Annotated in this window: 15 protein-coding genes, 1 tRNA gene and 2 pseudogenes; 13 read left to right on the top strand and 5 right to left on the bottom strand. The window is 62.4% G+C overall.

All coding sequences use genetic code 11. The features are described 5' to 3' along the window. Positions 1-30 precede the first annotated feature (30 nt). On the top strand, positions 31-402 hold the full coding sequence (locus tag AC4FS3_RS06695; protein ID WP_491019866.1) for a hypothetical protein: 372 nt from the start codon (positions 31-33) through the stop codon (positions 400-402). Then, positions 399-1,400: pseudogene (locus AC4FS3_RS06690) on the top strand (recombinase family protein); the annotation flags it as partial. The gene AC4FS3_RS06695 and the pseudogene AC4FS3_RS06690, both read left to right, overlap by 4 nt. On the opposite strand, the gene AC4FS3_RS06685 reads toward AC4FS3_RS06690, so the two are convergent. Both AC4FS3_RS06685 and AC4FS3_RS06680 read right to left on the bottom strand, forming a co-directional pair. After that, positions 1,338-1,730 (bottom strand): hypothetical protein, encoded by a 393-nt coding sequence (locus AC4FS3_RS06685; RefSeq protein ID WP_491019865.1) that lies wholly within the window; start codon positions 1,728-1,730, stop codon positions 1,338-1,340. The pseudogene AC4FS3_RS06690 and the gene AC4FS3_RS06685 overlap by 63 nt on opposite strands. Positions 1,731-1,941: 211 nt before the next feature. After that, positions 1,942-2,031, bottom strand: a tRNA-Ser gene (locus AC4FS3_RS06680). Positions 2,032-2,313: 282 nt separating this feature from the next. On the opposite strand from AC4FS3_RS06680, the gene AC4FS3_RS06675 reads away from it, so the two are divergent. The 5 genes and pseudogenes from AC4FS3_RS06675 to AC4FS3_RS06655 all read left to right on the top strand — a co-directional run bounded on the left by AC4FS3_RS06675 (position 2,314) and on the right by AC4FS3_RS06655 (position 5,582). After that, positions 2,314-3,315 (top strand): DUF2059 domain-containing protein, encoded by a 1,002-nt coding sequence (locus tag AC4FS3_RS06675; RefSeq protein WP_491019864.1) that lies wholly within the window; start codon positions 2,314-2,316, stop codon positions 3,313-3,315. A 256-nt stretch (positions 3,316-3,571) separates the two neighbouring features. Continuing rightward, a pseudogene (gene rplU / locus AC4FS3_RS06670) lies at positions 3,572-3,946 on the top strand (50S ribosomal protein L21); the annotation flags it as partial. Between the two features lie 84 nt (positions 3,947-4,030). Continuing rightward, a complete protein-coding gene (gene rpmA / locus AC4FS3_RS06665) occupies positions 4,031-4,300 on the top strand; it encodes a 50S ribosomal protein L27 (protein ID WP_092897840.1) in 270 nt (89 codons plus the stop codon). Between the two features lie 143 nt (positions 4,301-4,443). Beyond that, positions 4,444-5,064 carry a GNAT family N-acetyltransferase gene (locus tag AC4FS3_RS06660; protein WP_198838141.1) on the top strand — a complete coding sequence of 207 codons (621 nt, stop codon included), beginning with the start codon at positions 4,444-4,446 and terminating at the stop codon, positions 5,062-5,064. Beyond that, a complete protein-coding gene (locus AC4FS3_RS06655; RefSeq protein WP_491019863.1) occupies positions 5,061-5,582 on the top strand; it encodes a GNAT family N-acetyltransferase in 522 nt (173 codons plus the stop codon). Before AC4FS3_RS06660 ends, AC4FS3_RS06655 begins: the two co-directional genes overlap by 4 nt. A 46-nt stretch (positions 5,583-5,628) precedes the next feature. On the opposite strand, the gene AC4FS3_RS06650 is transcribed toward AC4FS3_RS06655, so the two are convergent. Next, positions 5,629-6,408, bottom strand: a complete 780-nt coding sequence (locus AC4FS3_RS06650) for a PAS domain-containing protein (RefSeq protein ID WP_491019862.1) — start codon at positions 6,406-6,408, stop codon at positions 5,629-5,631. Positions 6,409-6,668: 260 nt separating this feature from the next. Between AC4FS3_RS06650 and AC4FS3_RS06645 the strand changes: the two genes are divergently transcribed. From AC4FS3_RS06645 to AC4FS3_RS06630, 4 genes are read left to right on the top strand one after another with little or no spacing between them, the layout of a single operon-like run. Then, positions 6,669-7,562, top strand: coding sequence for a YicC/YloC family endoribonuclease (locus AC4FS3_RS06645; protein ID WP_491019861.1), 894 nt, complete (start codon positions 6,669-6,671; stop codon positions 7,560-7,562). 14 nt (positions 7,563-7,576) lie between these two features. Next, positions 7,577-8,212, top strand: a complete 636-nt coding sequence (gene gmk, locus AC4FS3_RS06640; protein WP_198838138.1) for a guanylate kinase — start codon at positions 7,577-7,579, stop codon at positions 8,210-8,212. Continuing rightward, on the top strand, positions 8,209-8,736 hold the full coding sequence (locus AC4FS3_RS06635; RefSeq protein ID WP_283178030.1) for a gamma carbonic anhydrase family protein: 528 nt from the start codon (positions 8,209-8,211) through the stop codon (positions 8,734-8,736). Before gmk ends, AC4FS3_RS06635 begins: the two co-directional genes overlap by 4 nt. Beyond that, complete coding sequence (locus tag AC4FS3_RS06630) at positions 8,736-9,779, top strand: sensor histidine kinase (RefSeq protein ID WP_491019860.1); 1,044 nt, start codon at positions 8,736-8,738, stop codon at positions 9,777-9,779. The genes AC4FS3_RS06635 and AC4FS3_RS06630 overlap by 1 nt, the downstream gene beginning before the upstream one ends. Positions 9,780-9,795: 16 nt before the next feature. Here the strand turns inward: AC4FS3_RS06630 and AC4FS3_RS06625 are convergent, their stop codons facing one another. Together AC4FS3_RS06625 and mazG are read right to left on the bottom strand one after the other, a co-directional pair. Further along, the gene (locus AC4FS3_RS06625; protein ID WP_491019859.1) at positions 9,796-10,740 is read right to left on the bottom strand and encodes a nucleoside hydrolase; all 945 of its coding nucleotides are present in this window, start codon (positions 10,738-10,740) and stop codon (positions 9,796-9,798) included. Between the two features lie 802 nt (positions 10,741-11,542). Further along, positions 11,543-12,403 (bottom strand): nucleoside triphosphate pyrophosphohydrolase, encoded by an 861-nt coding sequence (gene mazG, locus AC4FS3_RS06620; protein ID WP_491019858.1) that lies wholly within the window; start codon positions 12,401-12,403, stop codon positions 11,543-11,545. A gap of 82 nt (positions 12,404-12,485) precedes the next feature. Between mazG and AC4FS3_RS06615 the strand changes: the two genes are divergently transcribed. Together AC4FS3_RS06615 and AC4FS3_RS06610 are read left to right on the top strand one after the other, a co-directional pair. Further along, entirely contained in the window at positions 12,486-13,652 is a 1,167-nt protein-coding gene (locus AC4FS3_RS06615; RefSeq protein WP_491019857.1) for a M20 aminoacylase family protein, read from the top strand. 60 nt (positions 13,653-13,712) lie between these two features. Further along, positions 13,713-14,144, top strand: coding sequence for a DUF6636 domain-containing protein (locus tag AC4FS3_RS06610; RefSeq protein WP_491019856.1), 432 nt, complete (start codon positions 13,713-13,715; stop codon positions 14,142-14,144). Positions 14,145-14,593: the final 449 nt, after the last annotated feature.

Here is a 14,593-nt window from a genome sequence, read left to right as displayed (position 1 = left end):
CTGCACCTGTCCAACGAAAGGAGGCCGGACATGAGCAATGAAGAATTTTCAGGCCTCGACAGCCAAGAGACTGCTCGCAAGGGTGACTTTCCCGCACTGAATTTTGATGTCGAAGCCTACCGTCACCACCTTGCCGACAGCGATTTGAGCGAAACCCAGCAAACTGAACTGCTGGCAGTGATCTGGAAAATCATGGTGTCCTTTGCTGATCTGGGTTACGGGTTCGATCCCGTTCAGTATCTCCAATACCTTCAAGCTATGAATAGCACCCCACCCAGCCCTGAACTCACTCAAAAACACGACGCAAATGTGGTAGGATGTGCGGGCCAATTCACTGAAAACGCTAACCCCAAACCTGCAAAGGCACGTAAGCGGCCTCCTGCGGAAAGGAAGGAGTCATGAATCCCAATAAAAACAATCACAATGCAATGGTAAACCATGCCGTAATATATGCGAGAGTGTCGAGTGCTTCGCAGGTCTCTAAAGGCCATGGAATGGTCTCGCAAGAAACCCGATGCCGTGAATTTGCGCGGATGAAAGGCTACGAAATTGCCGAGGTGTTCACTGACGGTGCTGTGACGGGTGGCCTGATTGACCGCCCCGGCATGTCGGCCATGCTGGCATGGCTGAAAGCTCGGAAGAAGTCAGGCTCTTACGTCGTGCTGATTGACGACATCTCGCGCCTCGCGCGGGACGTAAAGGCGCATCTTGAATTACGCAGCGCGATCTCAGCTGCGGGCGCACGGCTCGAAAGCCCTTCCATTGAGTTTGGCGAGGATTCCGACTCCATTCTGGTTGAGAACCTGCTCGCCAGCGTTTCGCAGCATCAACGCCAGAAGAACGCGGAGCAAACACGGAACAGGATGCGTGCGCGCATTCAGGCGGGATTTTGGCCATTCATTTCCTGCGCAGGCTACAAGTTCAGGCACAGCGCGGGAGAGGGCAAAATCCTCGTACGGGATGAACCTGTGGCCTCGATTATTCAAGAAGGGCTTGAAGGTTATGCGTCTGGTCGCTTTCAGCAGCAGAGCGAGGTCAAACGCTTCTTTGAATCCTGTCCGGCCTTTCCGGGCAAGAACAAGCGCGGGGAAGTACGCAATGAGCTTGTGAAGCAGATGCTCACGAAGTCGCTCTATGCAGGTTATGTCGAAGCGCCCGACTGGGGGGTGCCGCTAACCAAAGGGCGGCATGAAGGCTTGATCGACTTCGCGACCTTTGAGCGCATCCAAGCCCGCCTGAAAGAGGGGGCGCGTGTACCCGTGCGCGTCGATGTGTCGGCTGACTTCCCCTTGCGTGGTGCCATTGCCTGTGCGTGTTGTGGCAGGCCGTTCACTGCCTCATGGTGCCGCAGCAAGACGGGTGAGCGTCACCCTTACTATCTGTGCTTCACCAAGGGCTGTGAGCGCCGCAACAAGCATATCCGGCGTGATTTGGTCGAGGGGCAGTTTGTTGCCATGCTCGACACGCTGACGCCTGCGCCCAAACTGTTCACGCTGGCTCATGCCATGTTCAAAGATGCGTGGACGCAGCGCATGGCTCAGGCCAAGGCCGTGGCAAAGACCTATGAGCGTGAGATCGCTAAGGTGGAAACCCAGATCGAGGGGCTGCTTGACCGGATCGTTGATGCTACGTCTCAAAGTGTGGTTACTGCCTATGAGAAGCGGATTCACAGCCTTGAGCGTAGTAAGGTTGCGCTTGAGGAAAAGCGTGCACGCAGCACCCAGCGGCATGGGACCTTTGAGGAGTTGTTCGAACTCGCCTTCGGATTCCTCTCAAACCCTTCAAAAATATGGAATCTTGGCAGAATCGAGTGTCAGAAACTGGTGCTGAAATTGGCGTTTTGCGATAGGCTGGAATACGCGCCCGAAACTGGGTTTCGAACCCCCAAAACGTCCTTACCCTTCAATATGTTAGGGAGTGTTTCGCCTAATAAATGCGAAATGGCGGAGAGGGTGGGATTCGAACCCACGGTAGGCGCAAACCTACAACGGTTTTCGAGACCGCCCCGATCGACCACTCCGGCACCTCTCCGCGCTTTCTGGGGGTCGTCTATGGAGGCGGGGTTTAGCTTCGTGTTTAGGGAAGCGCAAGCCCGTTTCGACAGGATTTTTTCAGGATGACTGTTTAGGGCGGAAAACTGGGAGCGGCCGGGTTGGATGGCGCGCGGCCCGAGCCAGGTCAGCGGGGCTTTGTGTTATGCGAGGCCCGCTGACCTGGCTCAGGCGGCGCACGCAGGTTTGAGAGATCCCCCACTTGGCCTCTGGCCCGGTGACGCTTAGGCTGCCTCTGAAACCGGCAAACGGGAGAAGCGGGATGCAGCGCAATGAGGGAAGGCGAGGTCTGGCGGTCAGGCATCCGGACCAGGGCCTGGCTTATCCGTCCCGAAGCTGGCGGCAAGTGGCCGCTTTCGCCGCGCTGATTGCGATCTTGCCCATGCCGGGAGCCGATTTTGCGGTGCTTGCCGAGGGGCGTGACGGGGCGGTCACCGAAGAGGCCCCCACCGGACAGGTGCCTGCAGACCGGACTGGCGGAGAGGACGCGGCTGCTCAGGGCGCGACGGTGGCGGCTCTGGAGCAGAGCCTCGGACTGGATGCGCTGTTCGGGGTGATCGCGCGCGAGGGGCACGGATATGGCGAGGGGCTCGATCAGGGCCTGCTCGGGGGCAAAGGTGGTCTTCGCTGGCAGGCCAGTGTGGCGCGGATCTATCAGTCGGACGTCCTGCGGACGCGGTTCTCGCAGGCGCTGAGCGAGGCGCTGGCAGGCAAGCCTGAGGTTCTGGCTGATGCGGTTGCGTTCTTTTCCTCCCCGACCGGCAAGGCCATTGTGGCGCGCGAGATCGCCGCACGCGAGGTACTGCTGGATCCGGACAGCAAGGAGGCCGCCGAGGTCGCCGCCGGCAAGCTGCGCGATGCGCGTGCGCCAAGGCTTAAGCTGATCCGCAATCTGATCGAAGCCTCGGATCTGATCGAAGGGAATGTCGCCTCGGGTCTCACCGGATCGGCGGCTTTCAACGAGGCGCTCACCGCCACGCTGCCGCCGGAGCAACGCTTGCCGGAGGCCGACCGGATGGCCCAGGTCTGGGCGCAGGAGGCCGAGATCCGGGCCAGCACCACCTCCTGGCTTCTGGCCTTCATGACCGAGGCCTATGCACCGCTCAGTGATGCCGAGCTGGAGCAGTTCCTCGTCTTCAGCAAAAGCGAGAGCGGCAAGGCGCTGAACCAGGCGCTGTTCACCGCATATGGTGAGACCTTCCGGATGGTGATGCAGGAGCTGGGCCACGAGGCGGGGCAGGTGCTGCGTGGCGCGCGGATCTGAGCCAACGGATCTGACACGGGCAGGGGGCGGAGGCAAACCTGGCGGGCCCGCGCCGGGCCCGCTGAATGACTTGACGCGATGGCCGATGCAGATCATAAGCGCACATCTTCCCCAGGGTGCGAATCCAGGGGTGGATTCTTTTTGAACATCATCCGGTGACGGATGCGCTGTCCGAAGGCGGGGAAACCCATGAACACCAAAGGCCCGCTACGGGCAAGAGGGGCCACAGGACGCGGGCAATGAAGGAAGACAGATTATGACCTTTGCGGTCCTGAAAACAGGCGGCAAGCAATATAAAGTGCAGGCGGGTGACGTTCTGCGCGTGGAAAAGCTTGATGCCGTCGCTGGTGAAAAAATCCAGTTCAACGAAATCCTGATGGTGGACAGCACCGTCGGCGTGCCCTTCGTGGCAGGTGCCGCTGTGCAGGCCGAAGTGATCGACCAGATCAAAGGCCCGAAGACCATCCACTTCGTCAAGCGCCGTCGGAAGCATTCGTCGCAGCGCACCAAAGGCCACCGTCAGCACCTGACGCTGGTTCGCGTGACCGAAGTTCTCGCCGCCGGCGCTGACAAGTCGGGCGTCAAAGCTGCGACCGGCACCGCTGATGCGCGCCGCACCGCTCATGAAGCCCCGGGTGCTGCCAAGGCTGCTCCGGAAGCTGCCGAGAAACCGAAGCGCGCCCGCAAGGCCGCTGCTGCAGAGGAGTAATCCCCCATGGCACAGAAAAAAGCAGGCGGTTCGTCCCGCAACGGTCGCGACTCGGCTGGTCGTCGCCTTGGTGTGAAACTCTATGGCGGCCAGGCCGTCATTCCGGGCAACATCATCGTGCGTCAGCGCGGCACCACCTTCTTCCCGGGTGAAGGCGTTGGCATGGGCCGTGACCACACGATCTATGCGGTTGCCGAAGGCGCGGTCAAATTCCGCAAGGGCCTCAAGGGCCGCACTTTTATTTCGGTGCTTCCCGTTGCGGAGGCGGCCGAGTAAGCCGAACCTTTACATATCAGATGTATCGGAGGGATCGGCTGTAAAAGCCGGTCCCTTTTCTTATTTCCGCCGTGGAAAAGCCCGGGCGGCTATGGGAGAACAAGGATCCGATACCCACATGAGCTTCGAGCAGGAGGGAAGCCATGGAATTCGAGACGATCCGCAGCCCGGGGCCTTACGGCGCCGGTAAGGGAATCGCTGCGGCAGCGGCTTCAGTGGAGGGCGTCAGTGACCGGCAGATCGCGGCGGGGCGCTTTATCCTGCGCCCGGTCCGGGCATCTGATGCCGGTCTGATCGCGCATTACGCCGGCGATAAGCGCGTGGCCGATGCGACGCAGAACATCCCGCACCCATTCCCGCCCGGCGCCGCCGAGGCCTATGTCAACCGGTCGATGAACCATGACCGGCCGGGTTCGGTCTGGGTGATGGACGGGGCCGCACATGGTCTGTCCGAACTCCTTGGGGTGATCAGCCTCAAACCGATGGAGGTGAAGGCAGGCCGCTCCGGCCAGTCCGAGGTCGCCTATTGGGTCGCGCCGGTGTTCTGGAATACCGGCATCGCCTCCGAGGCGGTGCGGGCGCTGGTTGCGGCCAACCCTCTGGAAGACAGCACCTATTTCGCCGAAGTGTTCCAGGACAATCCCGGATCGGCCCGCGTGCTTACCAATGCGGGGTTTGAATATCTGGGCGATGCCGAGGCATTTTCGGTGGCGCGCAATGCGATTGTGCCGACCTGGACCTATATCCGCAAAATGGTGAAATGATGCAGATCCGCGATGCCCTTGACCATGACGCCGCAGGCATCGCGGAGATCTATAATCACGCCGTGCTCCACACCACCGCGATCTGGAACGAGGCGACGGTGGATGCGGCCAACCGGATCGACTGGATGGCGGCCCGGCGCGCAGCGGGCTACCCGGTGCTGGTGGCGCAGGCCGAAGATGGCGGGGTCACCGGCTATGCCTCATACGGCGCCTGGCGGGCCTTTGACGGCTACCGGCTGACGGTTGAACACTCGGTCTATGTGGGCGTCGCGTATCGCGGGCTTGGCCTTGCCCATGCGCTGATGGAGGCCCTGATCACCCGCGCCCGCGCGCAAGGCCTGCATGTGATGATTGCCGGGATCGAGGCGGAAAACACCGCCTCGCTGGCGCTGCACCGCAAGCTCGGCTTCAGCGAAGGCGCGGTAATGGCCCAGGTCGGGCAGAAATTCGGCCGCTGGCTCGATCTGCACTTCATGAGCCTGCAACTGGATCAGCGCGACACCCCTGCGGCGGGCTGATGGCCGGGCGGGGCGCCGGGCGCTGATCTGTCTTTGCCCGCGTGTTTCAGTCTGACGAATGCACCAGGCGCAGCTTTGGCCGTGCCGAAGGTTCTGTCGCCTGAGCCGCGCCGCCCGCACCTTCCCCGAGGGGGGCCGCAGTAAAATCGGCAGGTTTCGCCGCGAAGATATAATCCGGGACCCGCTCTTCGGTCTGGCTGTTCTGGGCCTGCGCCAAAGCGCTCTGGCCAAAATCCGGCAGGGTGACTGAATGCCTCGGCGCGGCAGAGGCTGATTTGATCCGCTTGCCCAGCCGCTCTTCCACCACAGCTGTCACCATGAACCGACGCGGCGCACGGCCGGTCTCACCCAGGGTCGAGAGGCATCCGAGCACCGTCGGCTGGCCCCGCAAGGGTGCTGCCAGCGGCAGGAGCAAAAGCCGCGCCGTCAGCGCCGGGCGACCAAAGCCGCCTTCCGCCTGCAATTCCATCGTCACGAGCGAGTTGTGATTGCAGACCCGTTCCACCGTATGGGCCAGCGCTGGCCGTGCCTCGGGCAGGAACATCGCCGAAAGCGGCAGCCCCTGCATATCGACCCCTGCCGGAGCCGAGACCCGGCGCCCGGCGATTTTCAGTCGCAAAAGCCCCTCGCCGATCCGCTCGGCCAGGAACACATCCTCCAGTGCCGGCAAAAGCCCGCGAGGATCCAGCGCCGCCGGCCCCGGAAGCGCGCCGCCCGGCCCGATCAGCCCTTCCCAATAGCCGCGCACCCTTTGCAGGCTGATAAAGCGTGCCTCTTCAGCCGGGTCGCGCCGTGCCGGTCCGAGGGTGAAGAAATCCTGTGTCAAACCCGCCTCCTGCACCAAAGGCCGGGCGGACCCGGTCGCATGTGTGCCTGTAAAGCAACCTGTAACGTAACCTGAAACGCCCCCGCGACCCTGTACCCCGACAGCAGAGGCTGGTGGAGCCGGTCGTCGCAAAGACGTTGTATCGTCGGGTATATTTTAGAACAAAATCTACCGGGTTTGCATGGAAATCTCTTAAAATGGTAAAGAGCTGTAATGGGAACCAGAACGGTCCGGGCCAACCGGGCTGACGGGAGTTTATTTTGACAATTTCAATGACGGGATTTGCGGCCGGACGGGGTCAGGCTGCGGGATTTTCATGGACCTGGGATCTGCGCTCGGTCAATGGCAAAGGGCTTGATCTGCGGCTCCGGGTGCCGGACTGGATTGACGGGCTCGAGGCGGGGCTGCGCGCCGCGCTGCAAAAGGCGCTCGGGCGCGGCAATGTCAGCCTGTCCCTGCGGCTGAGCCGGGACGAAGGCACCCAGGCGGGCCCGCGTCTGAACACGGAGGTGCTGGATGTGCTGTTGCGGCTCGCGGGGGAGGTGACCACGCGGGCGACTGCGGCCGATCTGCTGCTGACACCGCTGACGGCCGGTGATCTGATGGCGATGCGTGGCGTGATCGACACCTCCGGGACCGAAGAGGATACCGCGCCGCTTGCGGCAGCGATTCTCGCCGATCTGCCGGCGCTGATCGAGGCTTTCAATGCCTCGCGCGCCTCGGAGGGCCAGGCCCTGAACGGCGTGATCGCGGCGCAGCTGGGCATGATATCCGACCTTGTCACGGCGGCAAAATCCGCCGCAGAGGCCCGCCGCCCGAAAGCCCGCGAGGCGCTTGGCGAGGCGCTGGCGAGGGTCGGCAGGAATGTCGACGGCTTTGATGAGACCCGCCTCGCGCAGGAACTCGCGCTGATGGCGGTGAAGGCAGACATCACCGAAGAGATCGACCGCCTTACCGCCCATGTCGCGGCAGCACGGGCCTTGCTGGCCGATCAGGCCCCGGTCGGGCGCAAATTCGACTTCCTGATGCAGGAATTCCTGCGTGAGGCGAATACGCTCCTGTCAAAGTCCCAGGATATCGACCTGACCCGGATCGGGCTTGACCTGAAGACGGTGATCGACCAGATGCGCGAACAGGTGCAGAATGTCGAATAACGGGGAGTGGTAATTTGGCGCGGCGCGGGCTTCTTCTGATCCTTTCCTCGCCTTCGGGCGCAGGAAAATCCACCATGGCGCGGCGGCTGATGGACTGGGATACGACGCTGAAATTCTCGGTCTCGGCCACCACGCGCAAAGCGCGGCCCGGCGAGGAACATGGTGTCCATTACTGGTTCCACGACCATGACGGCTTTCGCGCCATCGTGGATCAGGGGGGGATGCTGGAACATGCCGAGGTCTTCGGCAATTTCTATGGCAGCCCGCGCGCGCCGGTCGAGGCCGCGATGGCCGAGGGCCGCGACACCCTGTTCGATGTCGACTGGCAGGGCGGCCAGCAGATCCGCAATTCGGCCCTCGGGCGCGACGCGGTGTCCGTTTTCATCCTGCCGCCCTCGATTGCCGAGCTTGACAGCCGGCTGCGCGGGCGGGGTCAGGACAGCGAAGAGGTGATCGCGGGCCGTATGGCGAAAAGCCGCGATGAGATCAGCCATTGGGCCGAATATGATTACGTCCTGGTCAATGACGACCAGGACGATTGTTTCGAACGGCTGCGCGCGATCATCACCGCGGAGCGGCTGAAACGGGAAAGACAGCCCGATCTGGCCGGCTTTGTGCGCGGCCTCAATGAGGAGTTTGCCGCAAGATGATCTGGGAACTGGATGGAATCGCGCCTGAAATTGACGCGGAAGCCTGGGTCGCGCCTTCGGCCGATCTGATCGGAAAACTGCGGCTGGGGCCGGGCTCGAATATCTGGTTCGGCGCAGTTTTGCGCGGCGATAACGAGCTGATCGATGTCGGCGCGGGGACGAATATCCAGGAGAATGCGGTGCTCCATACCGATCCGGGCTACCCGCTGGTGATCGGCGCCAATTGCACCATCGGCCATAAAGCGATGCTGCATGGCTGCGAGATCGGTGAGGGCTCGCTGATCGGGATGGGGGCCACGGTGCTGAACGGGGCAAAGATCGGCAAAGGCTGTCTGATCGGCGCCTGCGCCCTGATCACCGAAGGCAAGGTCATCCCCGATTACAGCCTTGTCATGGGCAGCCCCGGCAAGGTGGTGCGTGTGCTGGATGAGGCAGCGCAAGCCCGGCTGATCCGCTCGGCCGAGGGCTATCAGGCCAATGCGCGCCGCTTCCGTGCCGGGCTGAAACCGGTGGAGCGCGCGTGATGTCGGACGAGGACGGCGAGGCACAGCCAGGGCTGGTCGAGCAATTGCTGGATGGGCTGCCATTGCCAGCCTTCACGCTGGACGAGCGCGACACGGTGCGGGCGGCCAATGTGCCGGCGCTGGCGATTTTGGGCGAAAAGGCGCGAGGCCGCAATCTGGCGCTTTCGCTGCGCGGGCCGGAGCTGCTGGATGCGGTTTCAGGCACAAGGCGCGACGGGGCGCAACGGCGCATCCTTTTGCGCCTGCCCGATGATGCGCAATATCGGGTCAAGGTCTCGGGCCTGCCTGCCGCCGATCCGCCGCAGGTGATCTGCGTGATGCAGGATGTGACCTCGGAAGCGCAGAACGAGGCGATCCGCCGTGAATTTGTCGCCAATGTCAGCCATGAGCTGCGCACGCCGCTGACCGCGATGATGGGCTTTATCGAAACGCTGCAATCGGCGGCCAAGGATGATCCGCTGGCGCGTGACCGCTTTCTCGGCATCATGTCGCGCGAGGCCGGACGGATGAACCGGCTGGTGCGCGATCTTCTGCATCTGAGCCGGGTCGAGGCTGAAGAACGGGTCCGGCCGCGCGAAACCATTGATCTGCCAGGAATTTTGCGTTCGGCCGCAGCCTCGGTGCGTCAGGTGGCCGAGGCGCATGGCAGCATGATCCGGTTTCAGGGGATCGAGGGGCGGGTCATGGTGCCGGGAGATGCCGACCAACTGACCCAGGTCTTCCTGAACCTGATGGAAAACGCGGTGAAATACGGGGCGCGCGACAAGCCGGTGACGGTGACGATCTCGCGCGAAACCACGTCGCGCGGGCCGGTGATCCGGGTGGATGTGGCGGATCAGGGCGACGGGATCGACCCGATCCACCTGCCGCGCCTGACCGAGCGGTTTTACCGGGTCGATGCCCATCGCTCGCGGGCCGAAGGCGGCACCGGGCTGGGTCTCGCCATTGTCAAACATATCATCAACCGCCATCGCGGCTGGCTCAGGATCGACAGCGAAAAGGGCAGGGGCTCGGTGTTTTCGGTGATGCTGCCCGAAACCTGACCGCCCCTGAAATGCCTTACAGCCGCGCGATGCGTTCGGTCAGAAGGGCGTAGAAGCCGTCCCGGTCAACCGATCCGATGAAAAGCGCGTTGGGCGCCCGTTTTGTGACGCCCCACCAGTCGGCGACCGTCATGCCAAGCGTAAGTTCAGATTTCGTCTCGATCGCGACATTGATGAAGCGACCAGAGAAGAGCTCCGGGCGCAGCATGAAGGCGATCACGCAAGGGTCATGCAGCGGGGCGCCCTCGGTGCCATATTTCGCGGTGTCGTAGCGTTCAAAGAAATCAGTCCAGGCGGCGACCGCGTCCCCGGCGCGGGTGCCGAGCGCGCGCAGCCCATCCACCCAGGCACGCGAGGTCAGCGCCTTATGCGTGGCATCAAGCGGCAACACGACCAGATCGACGCCGGAGCGGAAGACGATATCCGCCGCCTCGGGGTCGACATAGATATTGAACTCGGCCGCCGGGGTGATATTTCCGCCTTCGAACAGGGCGCCGCCCATCAGAACGATCCGGCGAACCCGCGCGATGATATCCGGGGCGCGGCTGAAGGCGGTGGCGATATTCGTCAGCGGGCCGAGGGTGCAGAGTGTTACCGTCCCTGACTCTTCACGACGCAACGTTTCAATAATGAAATCAACGCCATGTTGCGAATTGACCGTCAGGTCCGGCTCGCCCAGGTCGATCCCGTCCAGACCGGTCGCGCCATGGACCTCTTCTGCGGTGACGCCCTCGCGGCTCAGCGGCCGGTCGCAGCCGGCAAAGACCGGAACATCGCGCCGCCCGGTGAGGCCGACAATGTTCAGCGCGTTGCGCACGGTCAGTGACAGCGGCACATTCCCGGCGACCACCGTCACGCCGAGCACCTGCAGCGCTTCGGGGCTGGCCAGCGCAAGCAGGATCGCGACTGCATCATCCTGGCCCGGATCGGTGTCGATGATGATTTTTTGTTGTTCTGCCATGAGCTGTACCTGCGCTGTACCCGGGATCTGACGCAAGCTTAGCCAATCCTGGCCTGCGTTGCGAGAGGGCGCGAAAACGGGGCAGGCGGGCAGATCACGGCGGCAGATCAGGGCACACGCGTTGTCCCCTCATTGCCGGGCATGAGGGGTTTGACCCGGATCTCGCATTGAGGGGGCGCAAGAAAGCTGACCGGGCTGCGATCATGAACATCGCTGTTTCTTGACCTCGCCGATAGGGTCGCCATCCACAAATTTGAATGAATCGCCCGAGGCGATGGGATTGGTGAAGACGCAGTAACAGGAGCCGAGCCGTGACAGTCCAGAATCATACCTGCCGGGGATCGTGCCGCCACAGAGGCGCAGCTAATGGGCCATGCCGCTTTCGCCTGTGGTCATGTTCGTCGCAGTGAAGATACGGAATGACCGGGCAACATGGACGTGGTTACCGATCTGGTCGATATCACCTCTCAGACTATGCCGGGAGCTGTCCTGGCTTTTCTCGCCGGTCAAAAGGCCTATGCAGCGCGCCGTTCAACATAGAATTTCCCCTTTGCCAGCTTGCATGATCAAGGCCGAGATCGCGGTTGGAGACATCTGATAAGGTCTGCTCATGGGATCACCGGCAAAGGTGAGAGGGTGCAGAGAAGGGCATCTGCCGGGTATGCGGAAACTGGCCTGCAGAGAGATTAACACCCGCGCCCGTGCCGTCCGTTTCGCGGTCTGTTCTCCTGATATCTCCGGGCTAATCGACGTAAAACCTGCGCAATGCCGGATCAGGATCTGAGTTGAGGCGCGGCTTACCTTACCCCTTGTCGCTCTGCTTCGCAGCCTTCTCTTCTGCCTTGGCCCGGTCCCACAGCGCATCCATCTCGGCAAGGTCTGACGCCGCCGGGCTGCGGCCATCCTCGGCCAGCCAGTCCTCGATCCTGTTGAAACGGCGGGTAAATTTCTGGTTTGCCGCCCGCAGCGCAGCCTCGGGATCGACCTTGAGATGCCGCGCGAGATTGGCCATGACGAAGAGGAGATCGCCCATTTCCTCGGCCAGTTCCGCCTCGCCCAGCCGGTCACGCGCCTCGACCACCTCGGCGGCTTCCTCGGTGATCTTGGCCAGCACATCAGCCGCACCCGGCCAGTCAAACCCGACCCGCGCCGCGCGGTTTTGCAATTTCACCGCCCGCGTCAGCCCGGGCAACGCCATCGCGACCCCGTCAAGGACGCGCGCGGGCCCGCGTTCGCGCGCCTTCAGCTCCTCCCAGTCGATGCGCTGCCTGTCAGGGCTTTTGTCGCGGCTCTCGTCACCGAACACATGCGGGTGGCGGGCGATCATCTTGTCGGAAATCGCGCGGATCACATCCGCGAGATCAAAGCGCCCGGCCTCTTCCTGTATGCGCGCATGAAACACAACCTGGAGCAAAAGATCCCCGAGCTCGCCCTTCAGCTCGTGCCAGGCCTCACGCTCGATGGCATCGACCACCTCATGCGCCTCTTCCAGACAATAGCGCGAAATCGAGGCCGAAGTCTGTTCCACATCCCACGGGCAGCCGGTTTCCGGATCGCGCAGCCGCACCATGATTTCAGCCAGCCGCGCGATATCGCCGGCCCGGTTCGCGTCATCGTTAACCAATTGGTCACTTTCGGCGCGGTCAAGACGGGATACGGACATTGCGAAGCTCCGGTTTGGGTCACATTATACGGGTGATGAATCGGTCCCTTTGGGCCGTGAGACAACCAGGAAAGCCGCCGCAATGCCCGTACTGAACCGTATCGCTTCTTATGCCGGGGAAATGAAGGGCTGGCGTCAGCATATCCATGCCCGGCCCGAGCTGGAATTCAATTGTCACGAGACTGCGGCCTTCATCGTCGAGCGGCTGCGGGAATTTGGCGTAGATGAGATCCATGAGGGGATCGCGAAATCCGGCGTCGTGGCGATTATCGACGGGCGGGGCCCGGGTACGGTGATCGGGCTCAGGGCTGATATGGATGCGCTGCCGATCACCGAGCAGACCGGGGCGGACCATGCCTCGACCGTGCCGGGCCGCATGCATGCCTGCGGTCATGACGGCCATGTGGCGATGCTGCTGGGCGCGGCGAAATACCTCGCCGAGACCCGCAACTTCGTCGGCAGCGTCGCATTGATGTTCCAGCCGGCCGAGGAAGATGGCGGCGGCGGCGAGGTGATGGTGAAAGAGGGCGTGATGGATCGCTTCAACATCGCCCGCGTCTTCGGGATCCATAATGCGCCGAATCTGGCGCTTGGAAATTTCCAGACCACACCGGGGCCGATCATGGCCTCGGTCGATACGGCCTGGGTCACGGTGACAGGCCGGGGGGGGCATGCCGCGACGCCACATGAATGCGTCGATCCGGTGGTGGCGATCGTGGCCATGGTCCAGGCGGTGCAGACCATCATTCCGCGAAATGTCTATGCGCTGGACGAGGCGGTGATCTCGGTCACGATGATCAATGCCGGTTCCGCTTCGAACATCATCCCTGAAAGCGGCACTTTCGCCGCCACGATCCGCGCCTTCCGCCCCGATGTGCGCGATCTTTTGAAAAAGCGTTTCCTCGAAATCGTCTCGGGCACCGCGACCGCTTTTGGCGTCGAGGCAGAGGTGAATTACGAATGGGGCTATCCGGCCACCATCAATGACGAGAAAGAGACCGAATTTGCGGCCTCGGTCGCGCGCGAGATTTCGGGCGATGCGGCGGTGAATGACCAGTCAAATCGTGAGATGGGGTCCGAGGACTTCTCCTATATGCTGGAGGCACGTCCGGGCGCGTATCTCTTCCTCGGCATCGGTCCGGGGGCGGGGCTGCATCACCCGGCCTATGATTTCAATGACGAGGCCGCGCCGATCGGCGCAAGCTTCCTCGCGCGCCTTGTCGAGAAGTCTCAACCGATCGCAGGGTGAGGCCGGTTTCTGCCGGGGTCCGGCCATAACCGGTCCCCGGCCAGACCAGGAGTAATGCAGATGTGGCGGTTTCTTCTCCTTTCGGTGCTGGCCTTCGGGCCAGTCACCGTCTTCGATGCCAGGCCGGTAGCGGCTCAGGATCAGAGCGGCAGTTTTCGCAGCCCTTCGGACAATATCCACTGCTATTATGATGCATCTGAGGGCGATCTCTGGCTGCGCTGTGATATGGCAGAGGGCAAACAGACCTATACCGTGCCGCCCGAGGATTGCGATCTTGACTGGGGGATGTCTTTCCTGATCGGCGAGACCGGGCCGGCAGAGCTGACCTGTCACGGCGATACGGTCCGAGATCCTCGTTCGGCGGTTCTGGGCTATGGGGCAGAGCTGGTGATCGGTGAGATCATGTGCCAGTCGGAAAAGACCGGTCTGACCTGCCGGAATGGCGAAGGCCATGGCTTCCACCTTGCGAAGGCCGGTCAGAAAATATTCTGAAGCAGGCAGTTACAGGCTTTTAATCGCGCACGCCATCACCGGGGCGACTGACGTTTCTTGCGTAACCAGGGCCAGATCGGATCCCGCAATTCCGGGCACGGAGCCAATCGCAATGACACTGGTCGATATCACCGGCTGGCAACGGGTGCCGGGCGATCTGTCGCCGCTGATCCGGCGGCGGCGCGCGCCGGAAGCGATCCTGATCCTGTAAAGCACCTTTCTGCGCTTTGGCGCTGCACCGGCTGACCTCTGGCAAGGGTGATGCAGGTGGTAACAGTTCGGTCATGGTCTGGCAGCCGGAGCGCTGCGACTACATTTCGGGGACACCTCGCCGTGGTACAGGGCAGGGAGGATTTCACCGGCGCCCGATGCGGGCGGACAAGCGCTTCATCTCCTGTGTGGCGCAGCCGGTGATCGCGGCAGGCCGCGCGATATGGCGGTGAAAACCC

The sequence above is a fragment of the Pseudogemmobacter sp. TB195 genome (assembly GCF_058313095.1).
Note: the sequence above shows the minus strand (reverse complement) of the source record. Positions and strands in the feature narration are given on the sequence as shown.

Coding starts and splice junctions, on each gene's coding strand:
- AC4FS3_RS06660 (WP_198838141.1), top strand. CDS start 4,444: ATGGAATTCGAGACGATCCGCAGCCCGGGGCCTTACGGCGCCGGTAAG.
- rpmA (WP_092897840.1), top strand. CDS start 4,031: ATGGCACAGAAAAAAGCAGGCGGTTCGTCCCGCAACGGTCGCGACTCG.
- AC4FS3_RS06615 (WP_491019857.1), top strand. CDS start 12,486: ATGCCCGTACTGAACCGTATCGCTTCTTATGCCGGGGAAATGAAGGGC.
- AC4FS3_RS06625 (WP_491019859.1), bottom strand. CDS start 10,740: ATGGCAGAACAACAAAAAATCATCATCGACACCGATCCGGGCCAGGAT.
- AC4FS3_RS06635 (WP_283178030.1), top strand. CDS start 8,209: ATGATCTGGGAACTGGATGGAATCGCGCCTGAAATTGACGCGGAAGCC.
- AC4FS3_RS06610 (WP_491019856.1), top strand. CDS start 13,713: ATGTGGCGGTTTCTTCTCCTTTCGGTGCTGGCCTTCGGGCCAGTCACC.
- AC4FS3_RS06630 (WP_491019860.1), top strand. CDS start 8,736: ATGTCGGACGAGGACGGCGAGGCACAGCCAGGGCTGGTCGAGCAATTG.
- mazG (WP_491019858.1), bottom strand. CDS start 12,403: ATGTCCGTATCCCGTCTTGACCGCGCCGAAAGTGACCAATTGGTTAAC.
- AC4FS3_RS06655 (WP_491019863.1), top strand. CDS start 5,061: ATGATGCAGATCCGCGATGCCCTTGACCATGACGCCGCAGGCATCGCG.
- AC4FS3_RS06675 (WP_491019864.1), top strand. CDS start 2,314: ATGCAGCGCAATGAGGGAAGGCGAGGTCTGGCGGTCAGGCATCCGGAC.
- AC4FS3_RS06685 (WP_491019865.1), bottom strand. CDS start 1,730: ATGCCGCTGGGTGCTGCGTGCACGCTTTTCCTCAAGCGCAACCTTACT.
- AC4FS3_RS06695 (WP_491019866.1), top strand. CDS start 31: ATGAGCAATGAAGAATTTTCAGGCCTCGACAGCCAAGAGACTGCTCGC.